The sequence below is a fragment of the Pseudomonas sp. DR 5-09 genome, assembly GCF_001655595.1.
GTDB lineage: Bacteria > Pseudomonadota > Gammaproteobacteria > Pseudomonadales > Pseudomonadaceae > Aquipseudomonas > Aquipseudomonas pharyngis.
This window is the reverse complement of record NZ_CP011566.1, coordinates 5,895,328-5,921,381: the sequence shown is the minus strand read 5'-3', so window position 1 is coordinate 5,921,381 and position 26,054 is coordinate 5,895,328. Positions and strand designations below refer to the sequence as shown.

Below are 26,054 nucleotides of genomic sequence, written 5' to 3'. Positions count from 1 at the left end.
CGATCAGGCGAGGACTAGAGTAGGCCTGCGTGGGGTGTAGGATCAAGTGAAGAGGGGGTGTAGGGGGATTTACTGTAGGAAGCAGGGAGATAGGTGGTGATTAGTAGGGCCTCATCGCGAGCAGGCTCGCTCCCACAGTTGAAATACATTCCAAATGTGGGAGCGAGCCTGCTCGCGATTAGCCTTGATGCGGTGTAGCTGAATTACTGAGCAACAGCACTCACATCACGCATCGGCTTGCCTTTCACCGGCGCATCGCCAGCGACGTAGTACGGCGCCTTGCTGCGCGGCAGCGGCTGGCGGCCACGGATCTTGTCGGCGATTTTCTCGGCGATCATGATCGTCGGCGCGTTCAGGTTGCCGGTGGTGATGATCGGCATGATCGACGCATCGACCACACGCAGACCCTGCATGCCATGCACGCGGCCTTCGCCGTCCACTACGGCCATGTCGTCGGTGCCCATCTTGCACGAGCAGGACGGGTGGAACGCGGTTTCGGCGTGCTCGCGGATGAACTTGTCCAGCTGCTCATCGGTTTGCACTTCGATGCCCGGGCTGATTTCACGGCCACGGAACGCGTCCAGTGCAGGCTGTTGCATGATTTCACGGGTCAGGCGGATGCCGTCGCGGAATTCCTGCCAGTCCTGCTCGGTGGCCATGTAGTTGAACAGGATGCTCGGGTGCTGGCGCGGATCCTTGGATTTGACCTGGATGCGACCGCGGCTCGGCGAACGCATGGAACCCATGTGCGCCTGGAAGCCGTGCTCTTTCACACCGTTGCTGCCGTTGTAGTTAATCGCCACTGGCAGGAAGTGGTACTGGATGTTCGGCCACTCGAATTCCGGACGGGTACGGATGAAACCGCCGGCTTCGAACTGGTTGCTGGCGCCGATGCCGGTGCCGTTGAACAGCCACTCGGCACCGATGGCCGGCTGGTTGTACCAGAGCAGCGACGGGTACAGCGAGACCGGTTGGGTGCAAGCGTATTGCAGGTACAGCTCGAGGTGATCCTGCAGGTTTTCGCCAACGCCCGGCAGATCGTGAACCACCGGGATGTCGAGGCTTTCCAGCAGTTTCGCCGGGCCGACGCCGGAGCGTTGCAGCAGTTGCGGCGAGGCGATCGCGCCGGAGCAGACGATGACTTCCTTGCGGGCGCGGGCTTCAACGCGCTCTTCAGCCGCGCCGACCAGGTAACGCACGCCGACCGCACGCTTGCCTTCGAACAGAACCTTGTCGGTCAGGGCGTGAGTGACGATGGTCAGGGTCGAACGCTTCTTGGCCACGTCCAGGTAACCGCGGGCGGTGGAAGCACGACGGCCGTTCGGCGTCACGGTGCGGTCCATCGGGCCGAAGCCTTCCTGCTGGTAGCCGTTCAAGTCTTCGGTGCGCGGGTAACCGGCCTGCACGCCGGCTTCAACCATGGCGTGGAACAGCGGGTTGTTGCCCGCTTTCGGCGTGGTCACGCTGACCGGGCCGTCGCCACCGTGGTAGTCGTTCGGGCCGATGTCGCGGGTTTCCGCTTTGCGGAAATACGGCAGGCAATCGAGGTACGACCAGTCTTCCAGACCTGGCAGTTTGGCCCAGCCGTCGTAGTCCATTGCGTTGCCGCGGATGTAGCACATGCCGTTGATCAGCGAGGAGCCGCCGAGGCCCTTGCCGCGACCGCATTCCATCCGGCGACCGTCCATGTGTGGCTCTGGATCGGTTTCGTACGCCCAGTTGTAGCGACGGCCTTGCAGCGGGAATGCCAGAGCGGCCGGCATCTGCGTGCGGAAATCGAGACGGTAGTCCGGGCCGCCGGCTTCGAGCAGCAGGACGGTGACGCCTTCGTCTTCAGTCAGACGGGTCGCCAGGGTGTTACCGGCAGAGCCGGCACCGACGATGATGTAATCGAATTCTTGGGACATTGAATGCACCCTCTTTGAAGTTGGTCAGGTCAGGCCTGGGTGAGTGCTGCGCACTCAATCGCGAGCAGGCTCGCTCCCACAGTGAATCGGGGGTGACACAGGCTTGGTGGATGACACCAAACCTGTGGGAGCCAGCCTGCTGGCGATGACGGCCTCGCAGGCGAAGCGATTGATGCCTTAGAACACCGAGACGTAATCGCCCAGCTCGACCTGTACCGATTTGATGCGAGTGAAGTTGTTCAGCGAGCTGATGCCGTTCTCACGGCCAACGCCCGACTGCTTGTAACCGCCAACCGGCATTTTTGCGTCGGACTCGCCCCAGGCGTTGATCCAGCAGATACCGGCTTCCAGTTGATGAATCACGCGGTGGGCGCGATTCAGGTCGCGGGTGACGATGCCGGCGGCCAGGCCGAAGTCGGTGTCGTTGGCGCGGCGGATCACTTCTTCTTCGGTTTCGTAGCTCAGGATCGCCATCACCGGGCCGAAGATTTCTTCACGGACGATCGTCATGTCGTCGGTGCAGTCGGTGAACACGGTCGGGGCCACAAACGCGCCTTTGGCGAACTCGCCGTCGGTCAGACGTTCGCCGCCGCACAGGACGCGGGCGCCTTCTTCTTTACCCTTGGCGATGTAGCCCAGCACGCTTTCCATGTGCGGGAAGCTGACCAGCGGGCCGAAGTTGGTGTTTTCGTCTTCCGGGTTGCCGATGCGGATGCGCGCAACGCGCTCGACGATCTTGGCTTCGAAAGCGGCTTTCAGGTGGCTCGGCACAAACACGCGAGTGCCGTTGGTGCAGACCTGACCGGAGCTGTAGAAGTTGGCCATCATGGCGGTGTCGGCGGCGCGATCCAGGTCGGCGTCGTCGCAGATGATCAGCGGGGACTTGCCGCCCAGTTCCATGGTCACGTCTTTGAGCGACGAAGCCGAAGCGCTGGCCATGACTTTCTTGCCAGTGTCGGTGCCGCCGGTGAAGGAGATCTTCTCGATGCGCGGGTGCTCGGTCAGCCAGGTGCCGACTTCACGGCCGCTGCCGGTCAGTACGTTGAACACACCGTTCGGAACGCCGGCTTCGGTGTAGATCTCGGCCAGTTTCAGGGTGGTCAGCGAGGTGACTTCGCTTGGCTTGAAGATCATCGCGTTACCGGCCGCCAGGGCTGGCGCGGATTTCCACAGGGCGATCTGGATCGGGTAGTTCCACGCGCCGATACCGGCGACAACGCCCAGCGGCTCGCGACGGGTGTAAACGAAGGAAGTGTCACGCAGCGGGATCTGTTCGCCTTCGATGGCGGGTACCAGGCCTGCGTAGTATTCCAGCACGTCGGCGCCGGTGACGATGTCGACGTACTTGGTTTCGGAGAAGGCTTTACCGGTGTCCAGGGTTTCCAGGGCTGCCAGTTCATCGTTGCGCTCGCGCAGGATGTCGACGGCGCGACGCAGGATGCGCGAACGCTCCATGGCGGTCATTGCGGCCCAGATCTTCTGGCCCTTTTCGGCGCTGACCACAGCACGCTCGACGTCTTCCTTGGTCGCACGTTGCACCAGTGCGAGGACTTCACCGTTAGCCGGGTTGATGGCTTCGAAGGTGGCATCGCTGCCGGCGTCGGAGTACGCGCCATCGATGTAGAGTTTTTGCAGTTCGAAACGGGCCATAGTGTCCTCGCAAGTGCATTAGTGGTTGGCGTTGATCACCGGGTGAGCCATGTAGCTGTGGCATCGCGGGTCGGTGACAGTTCAGGGGCCGAGCGTTTTCTCTGTGCTCTAGCTCACCTGCTTGGCCAATTGGAAATCCATGTATTCGTAAGCGATCTGTTGCGCCTGCGCAGTGTCGAAAGCGTCTCCCGACAGCGCGCCGCGCAACCACAAGCCGTCGATCAGAGCTGCCAGTCCACGGGCGGCGGTGCGCGCATCTTCGAGCGGCAACACACGGCGGAACTCGCAGCACAGGTTGGAATACAGACGGTGATCGTTGATCCGCTGCAACCTGTGCAAAGACGGCTGGTGCATGCTGGTGGCCCAGAAGGCCAGCCAGGTTTTCATTGCCGGGCCATTGACCTGGCTGGCGTCGAAGTTGCCTTCGATGATCACCTGCAGATGCGCCCGGGGGCTGCTGTCTGCCAGCGCCTGACGGCGCGCGGTGACGCTCTCGCTGAGGACGCTCATCAGATACCGCATCGTGGCGGCGATCAGGCCGTTCTTGTCCTGAAAGTAATGACTGATGATGCCATTCGAGACACCGGCCAAACGGGCGATCAGCGCAATGCTGGCGTCCCCCATTCCGACCTGATCAACCGCCTGCAAAGTGGCTTCGATCAGTTGTTGGCGGCGGATGGGTTGCATACCGACCTTGGGCATCTTGCACATCTCCTTAGGCCTTCCGACGGGCGAATGACGCCTATCGGATTGAGGGCCAGTCTATTTTGTTTTGATTGAACGTTCAATCAACAAAGAATAAGATCTGCGACAAATCGTCGCTGCCTACAGAATTTTCTTACGTGTAAGTGGCGATAAAACCGACATCCAAAAAGGCTCGAAACCTGCGCGGGGCAAGGCGCGGTTCGACGTTCGATGGACGTGTTGAATGGGCAAGACGCTCAAGGCCAGGTTTCGGATGAACGTCCATGCCTCGGCCACGACGGCGATTCGCGTTGCCATCTCTGCAGGTTCGGGCTTTTTTCGGGGTGTCTTTATATCACCCGCCGGTCGGCTGCCAACTAACCGATTGGTCGGGTTCCGTGTTGCCTTGTGTTCTTCTCTCGCACTGCCTGGAGCATTTGTGCCATGAGTTCTGCCTCGCTTATAAAGACCCCGCCCGAGAAGGTGACGGTCAACGGTTGGGTGTTCTACACCTCTACCGCGCTGATTCTGTTGTTGACCGCCATTCTGATCATCGCCCCGCAAGAGGCCGGCAGAATGCTGGGAGTGGCTCAGGCCTGGTTGTCCCGCAGCTTCGGCTGGTACTACATGGTGGTGATCGCCGCTTACCTGGTATTTGTGGTGGGCCTGGCGTTTTCCTCGTACGGCAAACTCAAACTGGGCAGCAAGGACGACACCCCGGATTTCAGTTACGGCGCCTGGGCGGGGATGCTGTTCTCGTCGGGTATCGGTATTTCGCTGCTGTACTTTGGCGCCTCCGAGCCGCTGGATCACTACTTCAATCCGCCGGAAGGCGCGTCCGCTACCAACATGGCGGCACGTCAGGCTGTTCAGCTGACCTTCCTGCACTGGGGCCTGCACGGCTGGGCGATCTACGCACTGGTCGGTCTGGCCGTGGCCTATTTCGCTTACCGTCATAACCAGCCGCTGGCCCTGCGTTCGGCACTGTACCCGCTGGTTGGCGAGCGTTGGGTCAAGGGCGCTGCCGGTCATGCGGTGGACGGTTTCGGCATGTTCGTGACCCTGCTGGGTCTGGTGACCAACCTGGGGATCGGCTCGCTGCAAGTGTCTTCGGGCCTGGAAAACCTGTTCGGCATGGAACACAGCAACACCAACCTGCTGATCGTGATCATCGTGATGAGCACCGTGGCGACCATCGCTGCCGTGTCGGGTGTGGAAAATGGCATCCGTCGTCTGTCCAACCTCAACATCATCCTGTTCAGCGGCCTGCTGATTTTCGTCCTGCTGTTCGGCCCGACCCTGCACTTGCTCAACGGCTTCGTGCAGAACATCGGCGACTACCTTAACGGCGTGGTGCTGAAGACTTTCGACCTGTACGTCTATGAAGGCGACAGCGAGAAGTCCGACCGCTGGCTGGGTCTGTGGACGCTGTTCTACTGGGCCTGGTGGATTTCCTGGGCCCCATTCGTCGGCATGTTCATCGCGCGTATTTCCCGTGGTCGTACCGTGCGTGAACTGGTGGCCGGAGTGCTGCTGATTCCGCTGGGTTTCACCCTGGCGTGGCTGTCGATCTTCGGTAACTCGGCGCTGGATCTGGTGATGAACCAGGGCGCGGTGGAACTCGGCAAGACGGCGCTGGAACAGCCGTCGATGGCGATCTATCAGTTGCTGGAACACTACCCGGCGTCGAAAGTCGTGATCGGCGTGTCGATCTTCGTTGGTTTCGTGCTGTTCCTGACCCCGGCCGACTCCGGTGCGGTGATGATGGCGAACCTGTCCTGCAAGGGCGGTAACGTCGACGAAGACGCCCCGCACTGGCTGCGGATCTTCTGGTCGGTCGTGATCACGCTGGTGACCATCGGCCTGCTGTTCGCCGGTAACTTCGAAGCCATGCAGACCATGGTGGTGCTGGCCGGTCTGCCGTTCTCGGTGGTGCTGGTGTGCTTCATGTTCGGCCTGCACAAGGCGATGCGCCAGGACATGCAGATCGAACAGGAGCAGGCGCAACTGGCTGAACGCGGTCGTCGTGGTTTCAGCGAGCGCCTGACCCAGCTGGATCTGCAACCGAGCCAGTCGGTGGTGCAGCGCTTCATGGACAAACACGTCAGCCCGGCGCTGGAAGATGCCGCGGCGCAAATGCGTGCACAGGGTCTGGAAGTGCAGACGCTGCTGGGCAAATCCAAGCGCTGCATGGGCGTGCGGGTCGAGATGGAAGAGGGCAACCCTTTTGTTTACGAAGTGAGCCTGGACGGCTACCTGGCCACCCCGAGCGAGTCGGTCCAGTCCGATGAAGCGCGTCAGCGTTTCTACCGCGCCGAGGTGTACCTGCACAACGGCAGCCAGGACTACGACCTGATGGGCTTCACACAGGATCAGATCACGCGTGATGTGCTCGATCAGTTTGAAAGCCATCGGCAGCTCCTTGGCCGGGTTTATAGCTAAAGTCAAAAGCTCCCTCACCCCAGCCCTCTCCCGGGGGGAGAGGGAGCCGACCGAGGTGTCTGGCGTTGTACATCGACCTGAAAAATCGAGTCGATTATGGATTCGGTGAAGCAAGATCAGGTCGACGTATATCTGCAGCATCCCCCAATCAGTTCCCTCTCCCTCCGGGAGAGGGCTAGGGTGAGGGGCTCTTTTCCCTGACCCAATAAAAAAGGGATCGCTCACCGCGATCCCTTTTTTTCATCCCGCCTTACCCCAGGTTCTTGCCGAGCAGCGCGTGATACAGCTCGCTGTCGCCAAGAATCCCCACCACATGATTGTTGTCATGCAGCACCAGTTTGTTGCCGGTCTGGTAACGGATCTGCAAGGCGTCGCGCATGCCGATGTTCGAGTCCACCAGCGTTGGTTTGCGCTCCAACCCTTCCACGGCTTGCCCCGGTGCCCAATTCTGCAGGTTCAGCACCGAACCGTTCTGCCGCGCACCCTTGATGGTGTTGCCCTCGGCCAGGTCCAGCCACGAATCGCCGCCCGGATCCAGGCACACCGAACCGTTGATGCGTTTGCAGTTGTCCAGGGTACGCATCAGGCTGCGACCGCACAGCACGTTCAGCGGGTTGGTGTGGGCGACGAAGGTGCGCACGTAATCGTCCGCAGGGTTGAGCACGATCTCTTCCGGCACGCTGTACTGGATGATCCGGCCGTCCTTCATGATCGCGATGCGGCTACCGAGTTTCAGCGCCTCGTCGAGGTCGTGGCTCACGAATACGATGGTCTTGCTCAGCTTGCGTTGCAGTTCCAGCAGTTCATCCTGCAGGCCCTGACGGATCAGCGGGTCGAGCGCGGAGAAGGGTTCGTCCATCAGCAGAATGTCGGCGTCCATCGCCAGCGCGCGGGCCAGGCCGACACGCTGCTGCATGCCGCCGGACAGTTCGTCGGGCTTCTTGTTGCGCCATTGGGTCAGGCCCACCAGTTCGAGTTTGTCATCGACCAGTTTGCGCCGTTCCTTCTCCGGACGGCCCTGCATTTCCAGACCGAAACTGATGTTCTCGCGCACCGTCAGCCAGGGCATCAGGGCGAACTTCTGGAACACCATTGCGATGCGTTTGGTGCGCATCATTTTCAGCTCGGCCGGGGAGCAGGAGGCGATGTCGATCTGCTTGCCTTCGTGTTCGACGAACAGCTTGCCGCGGCTCACGGTGTTGAGGCCGTTGATGCAGCGCAGCAGGCTCGACTTGCCGGAGCCGGACAGGCCCATCAGCACGCAGATCTCGCCTTTGTTGATGTCCAGGCTGGCCTTTTCAACGCCGACGATCTGCCCGGTCTTTTTCAGGATCTCACTGCGGGTCAGGCCCTGATCGAGAAGTTTCAGTGCTTCGCGCGGATCCTTGGTGAAGATCACGTCAACGTTATCGAAGCGAATTATGCTCATGCGTCACCCCCTACTTTGGCGTCGGGTTGTTTGCAGATACGGTCGAGCATGATCGCCAGCAGTACGATCGCCAGGCCCGCTTCGAAGCCCAGGGCGATATCAGCAGTGTTCAGTGCGTTGACCACCGGTTTGCCGAGTCCGTCGGCGCCCACCAGTGCCGCGATCACCACCATCGACAGCGACAGCATGATGCACTGGGTGATGCCGGCCGCGATGCTCGGCATGGCGTGAGGCAGTTCGATCCGTGAAAGCAGTTGGCGACGCGAGCAGCCGAAGGCCTTGCCGGCGTCCATCAGTTCTTGCGGGACATCGCGGATGCCCAGGTAGGTCAGGCGGATCGGCGCGGCGATGGCGAACACCACTGTCGAGATCAGGCCCGGCACCACACCCAGCCCGAAGAGGGTCAGGGTAGGAATGAGGTAAACGAAGGTCGGTACGGTCTGCATCAGATCGAGTACCGGTCTCATCAAAGTGTAGAACATCGGTTTGTGCGCGGCGACGATGCCCAGCGGCACGCCGATGACCACGCAGACCAGGGTTGCGAACATGACCTGGGCGAGGGTTTCCATGGTTTCCTGCCAGTACCCCAGGTTGAGGATCAGCAGGAAGGAGGCGACCACGAACGCGGTCAGGCCCCATTTGCGTTGAATGAAGTGGGCCAGCAGGGCGATGAGGCCGATCAGCACCAGCGGGTTGAACCAGGTCAGCGCAAACGTCACGCCGTGGATCATCGTTTCCAGGGTCACGGCGATTGCGTCGAAGGTGTTGGCGCCGTGTTGCGTCAACCATTCAACGAAGCCCGCGATGTACTGGCCTAAAGGGATTTTCTGATCAATCAGCATGGTAGTGAACGTCCGCATGCAAGGAAATAAACAGCCCGGACGGCGTACGCCGCCCGGCATAAGCGATGCTCCTTAATTCAAGGCTGGGCAAGCTTGGCTTTCACGGCCTCCAGGCCAGGTTTACCGTCAATGGTGGTCACGCCAGCGAGCCAGGTATCGAGCACCTGTGGATTCTTTTTCAGCCAGGCCTTGGCGGCCGCGTCAGGCTTCATCTTGTCGTCCAGGATGTTGCCCATCAGTTCGCTTTCCATGTCGACGGTGAACTCCAGGTTTTTCAGCAGTTGGCCAACGTTGCTGCATTCCTCGGCGTAGCCCTTGCGGGTGTTGGTCGCCACGGTGGCGGCGCCGAAATCCGGGCCGAAGAAATCGTCACCACCGGTCAGGTACTGAATCTTGAAGCGCTTGTTCATCGGGTGCGGCGCCCAGCCGAGGAACACCACGGCGGTGTCGCGTTTCTGCGCGCGGTCGACCTGCGACAGCATGCCCGCCTCGCTGGATTCGACGACCTTGAAGCCGGCGTCTTTCAGGCCGAAGGCGTTCTTGTCGATCATGCTCTGGATCAGGCGGTTGCCGTCGTTGCCCGGCTCGATCCCGTAGATCTTGCCGTCGAGTTCTTTCTTGAATTTGGCGATGTCGGCGAAGTCGTGCAGGCCTTTGTCATACAAGGCTTGCGGAACGGCGAGGGTGTACTTGGCGCCCTTGAGGTTGGTGCGCACGGTTTCCACGGTGCCGGCGTCGCGGTAGGCCTTGATGTCGTTTTCCATGGTCGGCATCCAGTTGCCGAGGAACACGTCCATGTTCTTGCCGTCGGCCAGCGACTTGTAGGTCACGGGTACGGAGATCATGGTGGTCTTGGTCTTGTAGCCGAGGGCCTGAAGCACGACGGAGGTGGTGGCGGTGGTTGCGGTGATGTCGGTCCAGCCGACATCGGAGAAGTTCACGGTACTGCACTGCGCCGGTTCTGCGGCTTGAGCCAGTAACGGCAGACTCAGCATGGCGGCCAACAACAACGACGGGGAACCTTTCATGAATGGACTCCTTGGTGTTTTTTTTGGCAGTGTTCCGATTGGACCACCGCACTTATGGGTTGCGGTTGGATGGCGTTCTGGAGACAGCTCTACCGCAGCGCCTTGCAATCGAGTCGATACGATCATGTACCAGTGAAAATCTGACGCCTACAGGGTGCGTCGTATCCAGTACAGGGATGGTCGCATCCAGTGTCAGTGACGTCGTTTACAGCTTTTTTCTGCCCTTTCTGGCCATCTGAACCGCATAAAAACGGCGAAAACACGGGCTGAAACCGGCACGGCGTTAGTGGGCATGAGTGCGTCGGTGTCAGACGCCGAGCGACCGGGGAAAAGCCTGATGATGCGGGCATTCCGGCGGATCGCAGCTTGAGCGTAGCAGCTCCGCCAGCGGGCGCTTCACGCCCCGGACCGGCACTCTCAGGAGCTCTGCAGCAATGGCTATCAGCGTTTTCGACCTGTTCAAAATCGGCATTGGCCCTTCCAGTTCCCACACCGTCGGGCCCATGCGCGCCGCCGCCCTGTTTGTCGAGTCATTGCGCGACAAACATTTGCTGGAGCAGGTGCGTCGCATCGAGGTGCAGCTGTTCGGTTCGCTGTCGGCCACCGGTGTCGGTCACGGCAGCGACAACGCGGTGATCATGGGCCTGATGGGCGAGTGGCCGGACGCGATCGACCCGTCGCAGATCGGCCCGCGGATCCAGGCCTTGCGTGAAACCCACACGCTGTTGCTCGACAGTCGTTTGTCGGTGCCCTTTATATGGGCCCGCGACATGCGCCTGATCGACGAGAACCTGCCGTTCCACCCCAACGCCATGACCCTGGTTGCCGAAGGCGATCACGGCGAGTTGCATCGCGACACCTACTATTCGGTCGGCGGCGGTTTTGTGGTGGACGAGGCGCAGGCCTCCAGCGGCGTGGTGGATCTGGATCGCACCGAGTTGCCTTACGACTTTTCCAGCGCGGTGGAGCTGCTGGAGCTGTGCAAGACCCACAACCTGCGCGTGGCCGAATTGATGATGGCCAACGAGAAGGTCTGGCGCAGCGAAGAGGAAATTCGCGCCGGCCTGATGAAGCTCTGGCGGGCGATGCAGGATTGCGTCGAGCAGGGCCTCAAGCACGAAGGCATCCTGCCCGGCGGTCTCAACGTGCGCCGCCGCGCGGCGAAGTTGCACCGCAGCCTTCAGGAACTGAACAAGCCCAACGTGATCGGCTCGACCCTCAGCGCGATGGAGTGGGTCAACCTGTTCGCCCTGGCGGTGAACGAGGAAAACGCCGCCGGCGGGCGCATGGTCACGGCGCCCACCAACGGCGCGGCGGGGATCATTCCGGCGGTGCTGCATTACTTCATGAAATTCAGCGAGGCAGTGACCGACGCCAACGTGGTCGACTACTTCCTCGGGGCGGCGGCGGTGGGGATTCTGTGCAAGAAGAACGCCTCGATCTCCGGTGCTGAAGTGGGTTGCCAGGGAGAGGTTGGATCGGCCTGTGCGATGGCGGCGGCAGGGCTGGCGGAAATTCTCGGCGCAAGTCCGGAGCAATTGTGCAACGCGGCGGAAATCGGCCTGGAACACAACCTGGGTCTGACCTGCGATCCGGTGGGCGGCCTGGTGCAAGTGCCGTGCATCGAACGCAATGCGATTGCGGCGGTGAAGGCGATCAATGCCGCGCAGATGGCCTTGCGTGGGGACGGTCAGCACTTCATCTCGCTGGACCGGGTGATCCGCACCATGCGCGATACCGGCGCCGACATGCATGACAAATATAAAGAGACATCGCGGGGCGGGTTGGCGGTCAGCGCGGTGGAGTGCTGATTCCGAGTTGCCTCCTATCGCCAGCCTGCTGGCGATGAGGCCGGACCAGTCAAAACTGCGCACCAAGTGAGCACCGGATATCAAACGCGCCACCTTTTGGCGCGTCGCTATCGGATAAGAGTCTTTCCTGCCTCCAGCGCCTGATTCGCAGGCGCTACCGTCCGTCACCCGTGCCTGCGGTGACACTGTAGGACAATCGCGCGCAGGCCAGTTCCCACAAGTGCTACCGATTTGCTCACACGCTCCGGGGCAGGGCTTTCGCGGCCGCTGATGGCACTTCGAATTACCCTCCGGCGGAGCGCTTGTATAGACGCGTCGCGACGTCGTTTTCAGGAGTTATTGAACAGCCATTCAATTTTAGGCATGGCAATTGCTCTGTCATAACAAAGCCCGTCTCACGCAAGAGAACGATGGCAATAACAAGAGCCTCCGCCTGAGGCCATCACCCGCTTTGTGTGAGGAGATACCGCGATGACGTCGTTCAACTCCGGGGCTCAACCCCAGAACCGTGCGCCTCAATCCATCGGCTTTCTGCTGCTGGACAATTTCACGCTGATTTCCCTGGCTTCCGCAGTCGAACCCCTGCGCATGGCCAACCAGTTGTCCGGTCGCGAGCTGTATCGCTGGACCACCCTCACCGTCGACGGCGGCCAGGTCTGGGCCAGTGACGGTCTGCAGATCACCCCCGACGCTTCCATGCACAAAGCCCCGGCCCTCGACACCGTTATCGTGTGCGGCGGGATCGGCATTCAACGCACCGTTACCCGTGAACACGTGTCGTGGCTGCAAAGCCAGGCGCGCCAGTCGCGCCGCCTCGGCGCCGTGTGCACCGGCAGCTGGGCCCTGGCTTGCGCCGGCCTGCTCGACGGCTTCGATTGCAGCGTGCACTGGGAATGTCTGGCGGCGATGCAGGAAGCTTTCCCGCGCGTTGCGATGAGCACCCGTCTGTTCACCCTCGACCGCAACCGTTTCACCAGCTCCGGCGGCACCGCACCGCTGGACATGATGCTGCACCTGATCAGCCGCGATCACGGCCGTGAACTGTCCGCCGCGATCTCCGAGATGTTCGTCTACGAACGCATCCGCAACGAGCAGGATCACCAGCGCGTACCGCTCAAGCACATGCTCGGCACCAACCAGCCGAAACTGCAGGAAATCGTTGCGCTGATGGAAGCCAACCTGGAAGAACCGATCGACCTCGACGAACTGGCGGTGTACGTCGCCGTGTCCCGTCGCCAGCTCGAGCGCCTGTTCCAGAAATACCTGCACTGCTCGCCGTCGCGCTACTACCTCAAGCTGCGCCTGATCCGCGCGCGGCAACTGCTCAAGCAGACGCCGATGTCGATCATCGAAGTGGCGTCGGTCTGCGGGTTTGTGTCGACGCCGCACTTCTCCAAGTGCTATCGCGAGTACTTCGGCATTCCGCCGCGTGACGAGCGCGTCGGCTCCAACACCACCCAGCAGGTGGCGATGATGCCGCTGCCGCAGGCCATTGTGATGTCGCCGCTGTCCGGGCCAATGTCGGCGCTGAGCCAGGCACGCAACGAATCCACATTCGCCAGTGTAAGGCTGTAGACCGCGTCATCGTTTTTCGCGAGCAGGCTCGCTCCCACACAGAAATGCATTCCAATGTGGGAGCGAGCCTGCTCGCGAATGAATTTTTCAGGCGCTATGGGTTTGTTGGTATTGCGCCAATGCCGGCAACAATTGTTTGTCGATGGCCTGACGCACTGCAGGCTGGATGCTGGCGCCGCTGGTGTACATGTCCTTGACCATCTTGCGCAGTTCAAAGGCGCGAACGTTATCCAGACCGCGCACCGCATACTCACAGGCCTGCTCGGCAGTTGAACCGCTCGGCACTTGAAAACCCAACGACTTGAGTTGGCCCAACAGGTCTTCCTGATCGATCAAATCGGCATACATCATGACGCGAATCCTTCTTCGGCAACGGAGGTCGTGGCTCGATTCTGGTAGGCCTGCCCAGGCACGGCAAGGGCGATTTGTCGCAGTGGCCGCGACGGCTATGAACAGGTCGTTTTCGGCTAACTCGCCGTCAAGGGGAGTGGGCACACTGGCCTCAGCTCGCTTCACGAAGGTTTGGTCACCCTCGCCACGGCAGCTCCTCAACAGTACCCTCGCCCCGATCCTGTCACGGCTTGTATCGGGGCTTTTTTTGCCTGTGTGTCAGGTAAATCGAGGTGCATTCATCGCCAGCAGGCTGGCTCCCACATTGAAATGCGCTCTTTGTGGGAGCCAGCCTGCTGGCGATGAACGATGACGCGGTCTAGCGCTGCAACACCAGAATCCGCGACAGCAATTCATCCCGGTCGATGTAGCAGCCCTGAAAATGCCGGGCCCCGGTGGTCGGGTCGAACGCATTGCGCGCGTGCAAAGTGCGGCGGTTGTCGAAGCACCACAACTCGCCCGGATTGAGCCGCTGCATGACCCGGAAACGTGGCTCGCGGGTCATGGCGATGAAGCGCCGATAAGCGCGATACAGCAGGGGCATCTGCTCCACGGACGTGTCGAACGCCCCGCGCAGGAAGTTGGCCATGCGGATTTCCGCGACCCGGCCCAAGGCATCCAGGGCGATGATCGGTGCGAGGCAGCGATAGTCGCTGTGGCGGTCCTTGTTGCGAAACTCCACCGGGATTTCGCACAGCGCCTGAAACGACGCGGGATCTTCCTGGCGCAACGCTTCGGCTGTCGCAAAGCCGTCGACGAAAATGCTCTCGCCACCCTCGGCGTCGTTCACCAGGCAATGCAGAAATTGCAGGCCCGGTTGCAGCTCGCGGGTCGGCAGGTCGGTGTGCAATGGCAGGTTGAAAGCGGTGTAGGCATTGCTGTCGGCGTCGGCCTTGGATTGCACGTTGAACAGCACGCCGAAGTTGCTCTCGCGGATGAACGAAATGCGCTGGGCGACCAGCTTCAGCGAACCGGGTTCGGTGGGTACGCCGCGCACTTGGGTCAGGCCGATGTCGCGTACCGCCAGCAACCATTGCAGCAACGCGGCGTTGTCGTTCATCAGGGCTGAATAGTCGAACACCGGCAACTGCAAATCGCTGCGCCACAGGAAGGGTTTCGGCTTGGTGGCGAGGCGTTCGGCGCGGGATTCGTCGTCATAGGCGTGGGCCCGCAGCCAGCCTGCGTCGAAGCGGCTGAGGTGGCCGTCCTGCCAGTCGATACGCAGGCAGCCATCGGTGTCGATGTGCACCGCGGATGGCGTCAGGTCGGGAGCCGCATCGATGATCTCGAACACCTGCTCACGGGTGACGCTGTAGACGCAGTGCGGACACGGACAGTTGTCCCGCAGCCACACGTGGTGGAAGGTGCTGACGCGCCCGTCGGCCCATTCAATCAGGACGCGATCCGCCAGGTTCTGCACGCCGTTCAGCGCGCTGATCAACGGATAAGTACGAAAATCGGCAACTGCGGCGGCGGTTTGCATGGTGGCTCCTTGCGATGGATGAGTTTACCGGGCTGGGGGCAGGGCGATGACCCGGCCGATGTAAGCCGGGGCGGGCAGGTCGGCCTGCTCGGCGACGATGGCTTGCAGACGGCCCAGGGTGTCCGGGGTAAACGGCGCGGAACGCGGCCCGGCCAGATCGACGTGCAGCAGCATCTGTTCGTTGCCGGCCAGCTCCTTGTCACCGCCGGCCAGATGCAGGCTGTGATAGAGGTGCAGGCGCTTCTGGTCGTGACCGATGATCTGCGTGCGCACTTCGACTTCGGCATCGAGCTTCACTTCGTGCAGGTAGTTGAGGTGCAGTTCGAGAGTGAACAGCGAGTGACCGCTGGCTTCGCGGTTGTTGCTGTCCATACCGAGGCGATCCATCAGGGCGTCGGTGGCGTAGCTGAAAATCAGCAGATAGAAGGCGTCGCGCAGGTGGCCGTTGTAGTCGACCCAGTCGGGGATGATGCGGGTTTGGTAGGTGGTGAGGGTGGGCATGATTGGGTTCCGCTGGAAGTTGGTGTTCAAGATCAAAAGCTACCCCCTCACCCCAGCCCTCTCCCTCAGGGAGAGGGGGAAAGGGAGCCGATCTTCAAGCTTTTCGAGAGCTGAGTTCGACTTGGGACTTTCAGGTCGGTGTAGCTCGTACATTCACCTCGGTCAGTCCCCTCTCCCCCCGGGAGAGGGCGAGGGTGAGGGCAGCAGTTTCAAGCCAGACACATCACTCGCTGAAACTCATCCCATGCTTCTCTTTGGTGGTCTTCACCGCCTCAAGCACCGCCAGCAAGCAATCATCACGATAGCGCTCCAGCGCCGAAATACTGTGCCGGCCCAGTTGATCGCTGGTGCCGTCCACCACATCGTCGATCAACTTGTCGGTCAGTTCCGGTGCCGGCAGGTACGTCCACGGCAACTGCAGCGCCGGGCCGAACTGCGACATGAAGTGGCGCATACCGGCATCGCCACCGGCCAGGGTGTAGGTCAAGAACGTGCCCATGAACGACCAGCGCAGACCGGCGCCAAAGCGGATCGCGTCGTCGATTTCACCGGTGGTTGCCACCCCGTCGTTGACCAGATGCAGCGCCTCGCGCCACAGCGCTTCGAGCAGGCGGTCGGCGATGAATCCCGGCACTTCCTTGCGCACATGCAGCGGGCGCATGCCGAGGGATTCGTAGACTTTCATCGCGGCCTGCACGGCTTCCGGCGCGGTGTTTTTGCCACCGACGACTTCCACCAGCGGCAGCAGGTAAACCGGGTTGAACGGGTGACCGACCACGCAGCGTTCCGGGTGGGTCGAGCTCTCGTAGAACTCGCTTGGCAACAGGCCGGAAGTGCTGGAACCGATCAACGCATTCGGCTTGGCCGCCGCGCTGATTTTGCTGTGCAGATCCAGTTTCAGTTCGAGGCGTTCGGGGGCGCTTTCCTGAATGAAATCCGCATCGCGCACGCACTCCTCAATAGTCGCCACAAAGCGTAGGCGATCCTGCGACGCGCCCGGCGCCAGACCGTTTTTCTCCAGCGCGCCCCAGGCATTGGCCACGCGTTTGCGCAGCGCTGCTTCGGCACCCGGCGCCGGATCCCAGGCCACCACGTCGAGGCCGTGGGCGAGGGCGCGGGCGACCCAGCCGCTGCCGATGACGCCGCTGCCCAGTGCTGCGAAGGTTTTGATTTCGGTGATAAAGCTCATGGTCACTTCCTGGAATGAGGCAAAAAAACGGTGGGCGTCAATGGCCCGCCCACCGGGGGAAAGGGTGATTTCAGCCGCGCTGGGTCAGGCCCATCTTCTTGCGACCTTCAGCCGGGGTCAGCACGCGGGCGCCGAGGCGGCTGAGGATCTCGCTGGCACGTTCGACCAGTTGGCCGTTGGTCGCCAGCACGCCTTTGTCCAGCCACAGGTTGTCTTCCAGACCGACCCGCACGTTACCGCCGAGCAGTACCGCTTGCGCGGCCATCGGCATCTGCATCCGGCCGATGCCGAAGCCGGCCCACACCGCGTCGGCGGGCAGGTTGTCGACCATGGCTTTCATGGTGGTGGTGTCGGCCGGCGCACCCCACGGGATGCCCAGGCACAGCTGGAACAGCGGATTGTCGAGCAGGCCTTCCTTGATCATCTGTTTGGCGAACCACAGGTGACCGGTGTCGAAAATCTCCAGCTCCGCCTTCACGCCCAGCTCGGTGATGCGTTTGGCGCCGGCCCGCAGTTGGGCCGGGGTGGAAACGTAAATGGTGTCGCCGTCGCCGAAGTTCAGGGTGCCGCAATCCAGGGTGCAGATTTCCGGAAGCAGTTCTTCGACGTGGGCCAGACGGGTCAGCGGGCCGACCAGATCGGTGTTCGGGCCGAACTCCATCGGGCTCTCGCCAGGGCCGATTTCCAGGTCGCCGCCCATGCCGGCGGTGAGGTTGACGATGATGTCGACGTCGGATTCGCGGATGCGCTCCATGACTTCGCGGTACAGCGCCACGTCACGGCTGAACTTGCCGGTCTGCGGGTCACGAACGTGGCAGTGCACGACCGTGGCGCCGGCCTTGGCCGCTTCCACCGCAGCTGCGGCGATCTGTTTCGGGGTGACCGGCACGTGTGGGCTTTTGGCGGTCGTGTCGCCAGCACCGGTGAGTGCGCAGGTGATGATGACGTCGTGATTCATGGTGCGTTTTCCTTCAGGCGTGATGGGTCTGTTCGCAGCCCGTGCGGGCTGCGAAGTGGTTCATTCGTTGCGGTTTATTTGCTGGTGAGCTGGAGGTTTTCAGCCGCCGGTTTGCCATCGAAAGTGGTAACGCCTTCGAGCCAGCGCTGTTTGTCCTGCGGGTGATCCTTGAGCCATTGTTTGGCCGATTCGAAAGCGTCCTTGTGATCGAGCAGCGGCTGCATCATCCGGCTCTCGTCTTCGGCGGTGAACGTCAGGTTGCTCAGCAGGCGGCTGACGTTCGGGCATTGTTCGGCGTATTTCGGTGCGGTGACGGTCCACACGGTGGCCATGCCTTCGTTCGGGCCGAGGGCGTCGTCGCTGCCGGTCAGATAGGTCATCTGCACGTTGACGTTCATCGGGTGCGGCGCCCAGCCGAAGAACACCACGGCTTCCTTGCGGCGCACCGCGCGATCGACGGCGGCGAGCATGCCGGCCTCGCTCGACTCCACGAGCTGGAACTTGCCGAGGCCAAACTGGTTCTTGGCGATCATCGCCTTGATCTGGGTATTGGCGCCCGAGCCTGGCTCGATGCCGTAGATCTTGCCGCCCAGCTCTTTCTCGAACTTGGCGATGTCGGCAAAGGTTTTCAGGCCCTTGTCCGCCAGATAGGTCGGCACGGCGAGGGTGGCGCGGGCGTCCTTGAGACTTGGCGCTTCAAGCACCTTGACCTGGTTGGCGTCGACGAACGGGGTGATGGTCTGGGTCATCAACGGGTTCCAGTAGCCGAGGAACAGATCCAGACGCTGGTCGCGGATGCCGGCGAAGACGATCTGCTGGGAGGCGCTGGTCTGTTTGGTGCTGTAGCCGAGGCCGTCGAGCAGAACCTGGGCCATGGCGCTGGTGGCGATCACGTCGGTCCAGTTCACCACGCCCATGCGCACGTTCTGACACGATGCGGAATCGGCCGCCATGACACTGGCGCTTAAAAACGCGGTACCGCTGAGTGCGAGAACACAGCTGCTGATCAGTCGTTTCATGTCGGGTTCCTCGGCAGGTCGTTATTGTGGGTTCCGGTGTCTGATGCGCCGGTGATGCTCAAATTACGCAGCAATGCCCCCGTAAAAGCGCACTGCGGCGACCAGCTCTTGCACTGCAGCGACCTGTGCTCTTGAATGCCGCCGACAACTGGCGTATCAACGTTGCACGCTACCCGCTGACCGAGTGCGCGCCATGTCCCAGGATTTCTACTTTCTGTTGATGCCGGGTTTTTCCGCCATCGGTTTCATCTCTGCGATCGAACCGCTGCGGGTGGCCAACCGCTTTCGCGGCGAGCTGTACCGCTGGCACGTGTTGAGCGCCGATGGCGGGGCGGTGCTGGCGAGCAACGGGATGTCGGTCAACGCCGATGCGGCGCTGGAGCCGCTGAAGAAAGGGGCGACGCTGCTGGTGGTCGCCGGTTTTGAACCGCTGAAGTTCGCCACCCCGGCGCTGGAGCACTGGCTGCGACGGCTGGACAACGAAGGCGTGACCCTCGGCGCCATCGACACTGGCAGCTTCGTCCTCGCCGAGGCCGGCCTGCTCGATGGTCATCGCCTGACCCTGCACTGGGAGGCCATCGACGCCTTCAAGGAATCTTATCCACAGCTCAGCGTCACCCAGGAGCTGTTTGAGATCGACCGTCGGCGCATCACTTCGGCCGGCGGCACCGCGTCCATCGACCTGATGCTCGACCTGATCGCCCAGGCCCACGGCCCGCAGCTGGCGATCCAGGTCAGCGAGCAGTTTGTATTGGGGCGGATTCGTCCGCGCAAAGACCACCAGCGCATGGAAGTCGCCACGCGCTACGGCATCAGCAACAAGAAGCTGGTGCATGTGATTGGCGAGATGGAGCAGCACAGCGAACCGCCGCTGACCACCCTGGAACTGGCGGAATCGATCAAGGTGACAAGGCGGCAACTGGAGCGCCTGTTCCGCCTGCACCTGAACGACACACCGAGCAATTTCTATCTGCGCCTAAGACTGGAAAAGGCCCGGCAGCTGTTGCGCCAGACCGACATGAGCGTGCTGGAAGTCAGCATCGCCTGCGGGTTTGAATCCCCGTCGTATTTCACCCGCAGCTACCGGGCGAAGTTTGCCCGGTGTCCGCGGGAGGATCGGCGACGGGAGGCCGTTTGACGGACGATTATAGTTAATTATACTTTCAGGTATAAATTACAGTCGTTTGAATAATTGAGTGTAAAACCATGTCCCGAAACAACGGCTTCGTTTTCCGCCGCCCCGCTCTGGCCCGCAGCGTTGCCGATGGTCTGGTGGGTGCAGGTCTGCAGGATTTCACCTCCGGTCTTTTTCTGGCAGCGCCGCGCCGCACCGGCAAAAGCACCTTTCTGCGCGAGGACCTGATCCCGGAATGCCAGGCCCGAGGCTGGCTGACGGTTTACGTCGACCTGTGGGCCGACAAGGAAAAAGACCCTGCTGACTTGATCGCCAGCGCCATTGCAGGCGCGTTGGTCCCCTTTGAAAAGGGCATCCGCAAACTGGCAAAGAATATCGGCATCGAAAAACTCAGCTTTCTGCGCACCTTGTCCTGGGATTTCACCAAGCCGCAACTGCCGGCGGGCGCGACCCTGACGCAAGCGCTGGAGCTGCTTCACAGCGCCGCCGAAAAATCCGTAGTGCTGGTGATCGACGAGGCCCAGCACGCGCTCACCACCGCCGCAGGCATTAACGCAATGTTTGCCCTGAAGGCCGCACGGGACCAGCTCAATCAGGGACGTGAAGGCGAGGGCAGCGGTTTGCATCTGGTGTTCACCGGTTCCAATCGCGACAAACTCGCCCATCTGGTGCTGGGCAAGAGCCAACCGTTCTTCGGCTCGAGCATCACGCCCTTTCCATTGTTGGGAAAAGAGTTCACCCAGGCGTACACCTTGCACCTCAACGCCCATCTGGCCGAGACCAACCAGTTCAGTGCGGCCGATATCGACGACGCCTTTGAATTGGTGGGGCGGCGCCCGGAAATGTTGCGCACCATCATCGGCGAAGTGGCACTGGAGCTGGGCGAGGCCAGCAATCTGGGGCAGTTGCTGCAGAGCCGTGCCGAATTGTTGCGCGCAGGCGTGTGGACCGAGTTCGAGAGCGCCTGGAACGCTCTGACCATCCCTCAGCGCGCCGTGCTGGAGGTGATGGTGGAGCGCTCACAGAACAACGAGCCTTTTGCCCCTTTCACCGACAGCACACTCATGGCAGTCGGCAAGGCACTGGAAAACATGGGCAGCGACGTGGTGCCGGGCACCCAGACCATTCAGGCCTGCATCGATGCCCTGCGCGACAAGGAACTGGTGTGGAAGTCGAGCCGTGGTGGCTATGCGCTGGAAGACAAGTCCTTTGGCGACTGGCTGAGCGCGCGTAAAAAGGGCTAGTTACTTCTTCACCAATGCCGAACACGCTGCCTTGTAGGCTTCATGCTGATACTTGTTCAGCGTGCCCGGCAGCTCGAAATTGTGCTTCTTGGCCTGGGCATTGATCGTCTGCGGCGACAGCAGCGTCACCTCGCAACCGTCCAGCAACTGAAACACGCCCTCGATCTTGAACGTGGTCGGCCCACCGGCAAACTCGCCCTTCTTGCTGCGCTTCTTGATCGCGATGCGATCGATGGAGTTCTCGCGCACGAACGACGCCACCTGAGCGGCGAACAGTTTGACGTTGGCCGCCTCGTCGTCATCGTCCAGCGCGATTTTCTTGGTGTTCAGCGCGACATGGCTCAACACCGAACCGTCGAGGGACGCCACGGCGATGATCGCTTCACTGCCTTTGATTTCGATACCGCAGATATTCATGTGAATCCCTTGATTGGCTGAAGAGGTGCAGCTTACAGCTCAAGCCCTCACTCCTGTCCAATCGACTCCAAAAACTCCGACCGCTCGTCACTCATCCGCGCCACGCAGTCATTCTGCGCAATCTTGAACGCCTTGCTGCCGTCCGTCGCCGGGAAGGCTTCGACGGCGCAGTCGGCGTCGCGGGTTTTCAGCCATTGTTGCTGGGCGGTCTTGAGTTTGGCGGTGATGTCCGCCAGTTGCGCCGGGTTCTTGCCGTAGGCGGTCTGCATGCGTTCGTTGAGGCTGGCGTAGTTGTCCTTGAGCAGGTCTTCGGCGGTGGTGCGGCTGTAGGCCGAGCATTCCAGGGTCTGGATGTCGTTTTCCACCGCGTCGCACGGGTTGTTGTCGGACTCTTCGGCGGCGTGTACGCCGGTCGCAATCAGGGCCAGGGCCAGGAAGATCGATTTCATTGATGTCGCCGCTCTAATCCAGTGGTGTTTCCGGGATGCGGCAGATTCTGGCTCAAGCTCGCGGGCTTGAACAGGTGGCCGGTCGGACCGGTTGGCGACCCTTTGTCGCGGATTGACGCTTTCGGCAATTCCCCTGTCGTTTTTGCACCCGGCTGGTCGCGCACCGAGGCATATGCTGGCCCCAAAGCGCCGGCAGACGATTCGGCGCATGAATCGCCAATAAGGGGACGCCTGATGAGCCCAGCCGAATTACACGCCGACAGCATCGTTATCGACGGTCTGATCATTGCCAAATGGAACCGCGAGCTGTTCGAAGACATGCGCAAGGGCGGTCTGACGGCGGCCAACTGCACCGTGTCGGTGTGGGAGGGCTTTCAGGCCACGGTCAACAACATCGCCGCCAGCCAGAAACTGATTCGTGAAAACAGCGACCTGGTGATCCCCGTCCGCACCACCGCCGACATCCGCAAGGCCAAGGAGCAGGGCAAGACCGGCATCCTCTTCGGCTTCCAGAACGCCCACGCGTTCGAAGACCAGATCGGCTATGTCGAGGTGTTCAAGCAGCTCGGCGTCGGCATCGTGCAGATGTGCTACAACACCCAGAACCTGGTGGGCACCGGTTGCTACGAACGTGACGGCGGCCTGTCGGGTTTCGGTCGCGAAATCGTCGCCGAGATGAACCGCGTCGGTGTCATGTGCGACCTGTCCCACGTCGGCTCCAAGACCTCCGAGGAAGTCATCCTCGAATCGAAAAAACCGGTCTGCTACTCCCACTGCCTGCCGTCGGGGCTGAAAGAGCACCCGCGCAACAAATCCGATGAAGAGCTTAAGTTTATTGCTGACCACGGCGGTTTCGTCGGCGTGACCATGTTCGCGCCGTTCCTGGCCAAGGGCATCGATTCGACCATCGACGACTACGCCGAAGCCATCGAATACACCATGAACCTGGTCGGCGAAGACGCCATCGGCATCGGCACCGACTTCACCCAGGGTCACGGCCAGGACTTCTTCGAATACCTGACCCACGACAAGGGCTACGCCCGCCGTCTGACCAACTTCGGCAAGATCATCAACCCGCTGGGCATCCGCACCGTCGGCGAGTTCCCGAACCTGACCGAAACCCTGCTCAAGCGCGGCCACTCCGAGCGCGTGGTACGCAAGATCATGGGCGAAAACTGGGTGAACGTCCTGAAAGACGTCTGGGGCGAATAAGCCGCCGCTTCCCGAATACTTTCCCCCGGCCGTCCGCGCCGGGGGCAACACCAAAATTTTTCTGGAGTTAAGTTTCCATGGCCAAGATCGCCCCGCAATTGCCAATCGAAGTCGACAGCGAGACCGGTGTCTGGACCTCCGACGCCCTGCCAATGCTGTACGTGCCGCGCCATTTCTTCGTCAACAACCACATGGGCATCGAGGAAGTGCTGGGCGCTGACGCCTATGCCGAAATCCTCTACAAGGCTGGCTACAAGTCCGCCTGGCATTGGTGTGAAAAAGAAGCCGAGTGCCACGGCCTCGAAGGCGTCGCGGTGTTCGAACACTACATGAAGCGCCTGTCGCAGCGCGGCTGGGGCCTGTTCAAGATCCAGGACATCGACCTCGACAAAGGCACCGCCAGCGTCAAGCTCGAACACTCGGCGTTCGTCTACGTCTACGGCAAGGTCGGGCGCAAGGTCGACTACATGTTCACCGGCTGGTTTGCCGGTGCCATGGACCAGATCCTCGCCGCGCGCGGCAGCCAGATCCGCACCGTGGCCGAGCAGGTTTACGGTGGCTCCGAAGAAGGCCACGACGACGGCCTGTTCACCGTCAAGCCGTTGTAAGTCGAGGAACCCGCCATGGCTTTCGAAGCAATGTTCCAGCCGATCCAGATCGGCAAACTGACCATCCGCAACCGCGTGCTCAGCACCGCGCACGCCGAGGTCTACGCGACCGACGGCGGCATGACCACCGAGCGGTACGTCAAGTATTACGAAGAGAAAGCCAAGGGCGGCATCGGCCTGGCGATCTGTGGCGGTTCGTCCGTGGTGGCGATCGACAGCCCGCAGCAATGGTGGAGTTCGGTGAACCTGTCCACCGACCGGATCATCCCGCACTTCCAGAATCTCGCCGACGCCATGCACAAGCATGGCGCCAAGATCATGATCCAGATTACCCACATGGGCCGTCGCTCCCGTTGGGACGGTTTCCACTGGCCGACCCTGATGTCGCCGTCGGGCATCCGCGAACCGGTGCACCGCGCCACCTGCAAGACCATCGAGCCGGAAGAAATCTGGCGGGTGATCGGCAACTACGCGCAAGCCGCGCGCCGCGCCAAGGCCGGTGGCCTGGACGGGGTCGAACTGTCGGCCGTGCACCAGCACATGATCGACCAGTTCTGGAGCCCGCGCGTCAACAAGCGGACCGACGAATGGGGCGGCACTTTCGAGGGCCGGATGAAGTTCGGTCTGGAAGTCCTGAAAGCCGTGCGTGCCGAAGTCGGTGACGACTTCTGCGTCGGCATGCGCATCTGCGGTGACGAGTTCCACCCGGACGGTCTGTCCCACGAAGACATGAAGCAGATCGCCAAGTATTACGACGACACCGGCATGCTCGATTTCATCGGCGTCGTCGGCTCGGGTTGCGATACCCACAACACCCTGGCCAACGTGATTCCGAACATGAGTTATCCGCCGGAGCCGTTCCTGCACCTGGCGGCCGGGATCAAGGAAGTGGTCAAGGTTCCGGTGCTGCACGCGCAGAACATCAAGGACCCGAACCAGGCCACGCGGATTCTGGAGGGCGGTTACGTCGACATGGTCGGCATGACCCGCGCCCACATCGCCGACCCGCACCTGATCGCCAAGATCAAGATGGGCCAGGTCGACCAGATCAAACAGTGCGTCGGCGCCAACTATTGCATCGACCGTCAGTACCAGGGTCTGGACGTGCTGTGCATCCAGAACGCCGCGACCTCCCGTGAATACATGGGCGTGCCGCACATCATCGAGAAATCCACCGGGCCGAAACGCAAGGTGGTGATCGTCGGTGCCGGCCCGGCGGGGATGGAAGCTGCCCGTGTGGCGGCCGAACGTGGCCACGACGTGACCCTGTTCGAGAAGAAGGAATTCATCGGCGGCCAGATCACCACCGCTTCGAAAGCGCCGCAGCGTGACCAGATCGCCGGCATCACCCGCTGGTTCCAGCTGGAACTGGCACGCCTGAAAGTCGATCTGCGCCTGGGCACTGCCGCAGACGCCGACACCATCATGGACCTGCGTCCGGACATCGTGGTGCTGGCGGTCGGCGGTCACCCGTACCTGGAACAGAACGAACACTGGGGCGCCGCCGAAGGGCTGGTGGTCAGCAGTTGGGACGTGCTCGACGGCAAGGTTGCGCCGGGCAAGAACGTGCTGGTCTACGACACCATTTGCGAGTTCACCGGGATGTCGGTGGCCGACTTCCTCGCCGACAAGGGCAGCCAGGTCGAGATCGTCACCGACGACATCAAGCCGGGCGTGGCCATCGGCGGTACGTCGTTCCCGACCTACTACCGCAGCATGTACCCGAAAGAAGTGATCATGACCGGCGACATGATGCTGGAGAAGGTCTACCGCGAAGGCGACAAGCTCGTCGCGGTGCTGGAGAACGAATACACCGGCGCCAAAGAGGAGCGGGTGGTGGATCAGGTGGTCGTCGAGAACGGCGTGCGCCCGGACGAGGAAATCTACTACGCCCTCAAGGACGGCTCGCGCAACAAGGGCCAGATCGACGTCGAGGCGCTGTTCGCGATCCAGCCGCAACCTTCGTTGAGCAGCACCGGCGACGGTTACTTGCTGTTCCGCATCGGTGACTGCGTGGCGCAGCGTAATACCCACGCCGCCATCTACGACGCCCTGCGCCTCTGCAAGGATTTCTAAAAGCT

General features: G+C 61.5%; 22 protein-coding genes. 8 read left to right on the top strand and 14 right to left on the bottom strand.

What is annotated here, in order from left to right; genetic code table 11:
• Nucleotides 1–203: 203 nt before the first annotated feature.
• The 3 genes from betA to betI form a co-directional block, all read right to left on the bottom strand.
• Nucleotides 204–1,907 carry a choline dehydrogenase gene (gene betA / locus PDR5_RS26655; RefSeq protein ID WP_064599981.1) on the bottom strand — a complete coding sequence of 568 codons (1,704 nt, stop codon included), beginning with the start codon at nucleotides 1,905–1,907 and terminating at the stop codon, nucleotides 204–206.
• A gap of 177 nt (nucleotides 1,908–2,084) precedes the next feature.
• The gene (gene betB, locus PDR5_RS26650; RefSeq protein WP_064599979.1) at nucleotides 2,085–3,557 is read right to left on the bottom strand and encodes a betaine-aldehyde dehydrogenase; all 1,473 of its coding nucleotides are present in this window, start codon (nucleotides 3,555–3,557) and stop codon (nucleotides 2,085–2,087) included.
• 108 nt (nucleotides 3,558–3,665) lie between these two features.
• Nucleotides 3,666–4,259, bottom strand: a complete 594-nt coding sequence (betI, locus tag PDR5_RS26645) for a transcriptional regulator BetI (protein WP_064599977.1) — start codon at nucleotides 4,257–4,259, stop codon at nucleotides 3,666–3,668.
• A gap of 483 nt (nucleotides 4,260–4,742) precedes the next feature.
• Here betI and PDR5_RS26640 point away from each other — a divergent pair, with 483 nt between their 5' ends.
• The gene (locus PDR5_RS26640) at nucleotides 4,743–6,683 is read left to right on the top strand and encodes a BCCT family transporter (protein ID WP_223290698.1); all 1,941 of its coding nucleotides are present in this window, start codon (nucleotides 4,743–4,745) and stop codon (nucleotides 6,681–6,683) included.
• A gap of 250 nt (nucleotides 6,684–6,933) precedes the next feature.
• On the opposite strand, the gene choV is transcribed toward PDR5_RS26640, so the two are convergent.
• The 3 genes from choV to PDR5_RS26625 all read right to left on the bottom strand — a co-directional run bounded on the left by choV (nucleotide 6,934) and on the right by PDR5_RS26625 (nucleotide 9,982).
• Nucleotides 6,934–8,112, bottom strand: coding sequence for a choline ABC transporter ATP-binding protein (gene choV / locus PDR5_RS26635; RefSeq protein ID WP_011336304.1), 1,179 nt, complete (start codon nucleotides 8,110–8,112; stop codon nucleotides 6,934–6,936).
• Entirely contained in the window at nucleotides 8,109–8,954 is an 846-nt protein-coding gene (gene choW / locus PDR5_RS26630) for a choline ABC transporter permease subunit (protein WP_007959749.1), read from the bottom strand. The genes choV and choW overlap by 4 nt, the downstream gene beginning before the upstream one ends.
• Before the next feature lie 77 nt (nucleotides 8,955–9,031).
• Entirely contained in the window at nucleotides 9,032–9,982 is a 951-nt protein-coding gene (locus PDR5_RS26625) for a choline ABC transporter substrate-binding protein (protein ID WP_039767994.1), read from the bottom strand.
• A gap of 434 nt (nucleotides 9,983–10,416) precedes the next feature.
• Here PDR5_RS26625 and PDR5_RS26620 point away from each other — a divergent pair, with 434 nt between their 5' ends.
• Nucleotides 10,417–11,793, top strand: a complete 1,377-nt coding sequence (locus PDR5_RS26620; RefSeq protein ID WP_064599974.1) for an L-serine ammonia-lyase — start codon at nucleotides 10,417–10,419, stop codon at nucleotides 11,791–11,793.
• A gap of 471 nt (nucleotides 11,794–12,264) precedes the next feature.
• Nucleotides 12,265–13,368 carry a GlxA family transcriptional regulator gene (locus PDR5_RS26615; RefSeq protein WP_011336300.1) on the top strand — a complete coding sequence of 368 codons (1,104 nt, stop codon included), beginning with the start codon at nucleotides 12,265–12,267 and terminating at the stop codon, nucleotides 13,366–13,368.
• Nucleotides 13,369–13,455: 87 nt separating this feature from the next.
• On the opposite strand, the gene PDR5_RS26610 is transcribed toward PDR5_RS26615, so the two are convergent.
• The 6 genes from PDR5_RS26610 to choX all read right to left on the bottom strand — a co-directional run bounded on the left by PDR5_RS26610 (nucleotide 13,456) and on the right by choX (nucleotide 18,908).
• Complete coding sequence (locus tag PDR5_RS26610) at nucleotides 13,456–13,719, bottom strand: hypothetical protein (protein WP_039767996.1); 264 nt, start codon at nucleotides 13,717–13,719, stop codon at nucleotides 13,456–13,458.
• A 358-nt stretch (nucleotides 13,720–14,077) separates the two neighbouring features.
• On the bottom strand, nucleotides 14,078–15,241 hold the full coding sequence (locus PDR5_RS26605) for a gamma-butyrobetaine dioxygenase (protein ID WP_064599968.1): 1,164 nt from the start codon (nucleotides 15,239–15,241) through the stop codon (nucleotides 14,078–14,080).
• A 24-nt stretch (nucleotides 15,242–15,265) separates the two neighbouring features.
• Nucleotides 15,266–15,742 carry a thioesterase family protein gene (locus PDR5_RS26600; protein WP_064380221.1) on the bottom strand — a complete coding sequence of 159 codons (477 nt, stop codon included), beginning with the start codon at nucleotides 15,740–15,742 and terminating at the stop codon, nucleotides 15,266–15,268.
• A 223-nt stretch (nucleotides 15,743–15,965) separates the two neighbouring features.
• Nucleotides 15,966–16,931 carry an L-carnitine dehydrogenase gene (locus tag PDR5_RS26595; RefSeq protein WP_011336297.1) on the bottom strand — a complete coding sequence of 322 codons (966 nt, stop codon included), beginning with the start codon at nucleotides 16,929–16,931 and terminating at the stop codon, nucleotides 15,966–15,968.
• 70 nt (nucleotides 16,932–17,001) lie between these two features.
• Entirely contained in the window at nucleotides 17,002–17,889 is an 888-nt protein-coding gene (locus PDR5_RS26590; RefSeq protein WP_064599966.1) for a 3-keto-5-aminohexanoate cleavage protein, read from the bottom strand.
• A 74-nt stretch (nucleotides 17,890–17,963) separates the two neighbouring features.
• Nucleotides 17,964–18,908, bottom strand: a complete 945-nt coding sequence (gene choX / locus PDR5_RS26585) for a choline ABC transporter substrate-binding protein (protein ID WP_007959767.1) — start codon at nucleotides 18,906–18,908, stop codon at nucleotides 17,964–17,966.
• A gap of 193 nt (nucleotides 18,909–19,101) precedes the next feature.
• Here choX and PDR5_RS26580 point away from each other — a divergent pair, with 193 nt between their 5' ends.
• On the top strand, nucleotides 19,102–20,046 hold the full coding sequence (locus PDR5_RS26580) for a GlxA family transcriptional regulator (protein ID WP_011336294.1): 945 nt from the start codon (nucleotides 19,102–19,104) through the stop codon (nucleotides 20,044–20,046).
• A gap of 68 nt (nucleotides 20,047–20,114) precedes the next feature.
• The gene (locus PDR5_RS26575) at nucleotides 20,115–21,287 is read left to right on the top strand and encodes a hypothetical protein (protein WP_064599964.1); all 1,173 of its coding nucleotides are present in this window, start codon (nucleotides 20,115–20,117) and stop codon (nucleotides 21,285–21,287) included.
• Here the strand turns inward: PDR5_RS26575 and PDR5_RS26570 are convergent, their stop codons facing one another.
• Together PDR5_RS26570 and PDR5_RS26565 are read right to left on the bottom strand one after the other, a co-directional pair.
• Entirely contained in the window at nucleotides 21,288–21,704 is a 417-nt protein-coding gene (locus tag PDR5_RS26570) for a DUF3010 family protein (protein WP_007959772.1), read from the bottom strand.
• 47 nt (nucleotides 21,705–21,751) lie between these two features.
• Nucleotides 21,752–22,153 carry a lysozyme inhibitor LprI family protein gene (locus tag PDR5_RS26565; RefSeq protein ID WP_064599962.1) on the bottom strand — a complete coding sequence of 134 codons (402 nt, stop codon included), beginning with the start codon at nucleotides 22,151–22,153 and terminating at the stop codon, nucleotides 21,752–21,754.
• Between the two features lie 234 nt (nucleotides 22,154–22,387).
• Between PDR5_RS26565 and PDR5_RS26560 the strand changes: the two genes are divergently transcribed.
• From PDR5_RS26560 to dgcA, 3 genes are all read left to right on the top strand, one after another.
• Nucleotides 22,388–23,365 (top strand): dipeptidase, encoded by a 978-nt coding sequence (locus tag PDR5_RS26560; RefSeq protein ID WP_039768004.1) that lies wholly within the window; start codon nucleotides 22,388–22,390, stop codon nucleotides 23,363–23,365.
• Nucleotides 23,366–23,442: 77 nt separating this feature from the next.
• Nucleotides 23,443–23,973 carry a DUF5943 domain-containing protein gene (locus tag PDR5_RS26555; protein WP_011336290.1) on the top strand — a complete coding sequence of 177 codons (531 nt, stop codon included), beginning with the start codon at nucleotides 23,443–23,445 and terminating at the stop codon, nucleotides 23,971–23,973.
• A gap of 15 nt (nucleotides 23,974–23,988) precedes the next feature.
• Entirely contained in the window at nucleotides 23,989–26,049 is a 2,061-nt protein-coding gene (gene dgcA, locus PDR5_RS26550) for a dimethylglycine demethylation protein DgcA (RefSeq protein ID WP_064599960.1), read from the top strand.
• The last annotated feature ends 5 nt before the right edge of the window (nucleotides 26,050–26,054 follow it).

What these genes read in the sequence shown, in the direction of transcription:
- betA (WP_064599981.1), bottom strand. Translation starts at nt 1,907, where the DNA reads ATGTCCCAAGAATTCGATTACATCATCGTCGGTGCCGGCTCTGCCGGT.
- betB (WP_064599979.1), bottom strand. Translation starts at nt 3,557, where the DNA reads ATGGCCCGTTTCGAACTGCAAAAACTCTACATCGATGGCGCGTACTCC.
- betI (WP_064599977.1), bottom strand. Translation starts at nt 4,259, where the DNA reads ATGCCCAAGGTCGGTATGCAACCCATCCGCCGCCAACAACTGATCGAA.
- choV (WP_011336304.1), bottom strand. Translation starts at nt 8,112, where the DNA reads ATGAGCATAATTCGCTTCGATAACGTTGACGTGATCTTCACCAAGGAT.
- choW (WP_007959749.1), bottom strand. Translation starts at nt 8,954, where the DNA reads ATGCTGATTGATCAGAAAATCCCTTTAGGCCAGTACATCGCGGGCTTC.
- PDR5_RS26625 (WP_039767994.1), bottom strand. Translation starts at nt 9,982, where the DNA reads ATGAAAGGTTCCCCGTCGTTGTTGTTGGCCGCCATGCTGAGTCTGCCG.
- PDR5_RS26620 (WP_064599974.1), top strand. Translation starts at nt 10,417, where the DNA reads ATGGCTATCAGCGTTTTCGACCTGTTCAAAATCGGCATTGGCCCTTCC.
- PDR5_RS26615 (WP_011336300.1), top strand. Translation starts at nt 12,265, where the DNA reads ATGACGTCGTTCAACTCCGGGGCTCAACCCCAGAACCGTGCGCCTCAA.
- PDR5_RS26610 (WP_039767996.1), bottom strand. Translation starts at nt 13,719, where the DNA reads ATGATGTATGCCGATTTGATCGATCAGGAAGACCTGTTGGGCCAACTC.
- PDR5_RS26605 (WP_064599968.1), bottom strand. Translation starts at nt 15,241, where the DNA reads ATGCAAACCGCCGCCGCAGTTGCCGATTTTCGTACTTATCCGTTGATC.
- PDR5_RS26600 (WP_064380221.1), bottom strand. Translation starts at nt 15,742, where the DNA reads ATGCCCACCCTCACCACCTACCAAACCCGCATCATCCCCGACTGGGTC.
- PDR5_RS26595 (WP_011336297.1), bottom strand. Translation starts at nt 16,931, where the DNA reads ATGAGCTTTATCACCGAAATCAAAACCTTCGCAGCACTGGGCAGCGGC.
- PDR5_RS26590 (WP_064599966.1), bottom strand. Translation starts at nt 17,889, where the DNA reads ATGAATCACGACGTCATCATCACCTGCGCACTCACCGGTGCTGGCGAC.
- choX (WP_007959767.1), bottom strand. Translation starts at nt 18,908, where the DNA reads ATGAAACGACTGATCAGCAGCTGTGTTCTCGCACTCAGCGGTACCGCG.
- PDR5_RS26580 (WP_011336294.1), top strand. Translation starts at nt 19,102, where the DNA reads ATGTCCCAGGATTTCTACTTTCTGTTGATGCCGGGTTTTTCCGCCATC.
- PDR5_RS26575 (WP_064599964.1), top strand. Translation starts at nt 20,115, where the DNA reads ATGTCCCGAAACAACGGCTTCGTTTTCCGCCGCCCCGCTCTGGCCCGC.
- PDR5_RS26570 (WP_007959772.1), bottom strand. Translation starts at nt 21,704, where the DNA reads ATGAATATCTGCGGTATCGAAATCAAAGGCAGTGAAGCGATCATCGCC.
- PDR5_RS26565 (WP_064599962.1), bottom strand. Translation starts at nt 22,153, where the DNA reads ATGAAATCGATCTTCCTGGCCCTGGCCCTGATTGCGACCGGCGTACAC.
- PDR5_RS26560 (WP_039768004.1), top strand. Translation starts at nt 22,388, where the DNA reads ATGAGCCCAGCCGAATTACACGCCGACAGCATCGTTATCGACGGTCTG.
- PDR5_RS26555 (WP_011336290.1), top strand. Translation starts at nt 23,443, where the DNA reads ATGGCCAAGATCGCCCCGCAATTGCCAATCGAAGTCGACAGCGAGACC.
- dgcA (WP_064599960.1), top strand. Translation starts at nt 23,989, where the DNA reads ATGGCTTTCGAAGCAATGTTCCAGCCGATCCAGATCGGCAAACTGACC.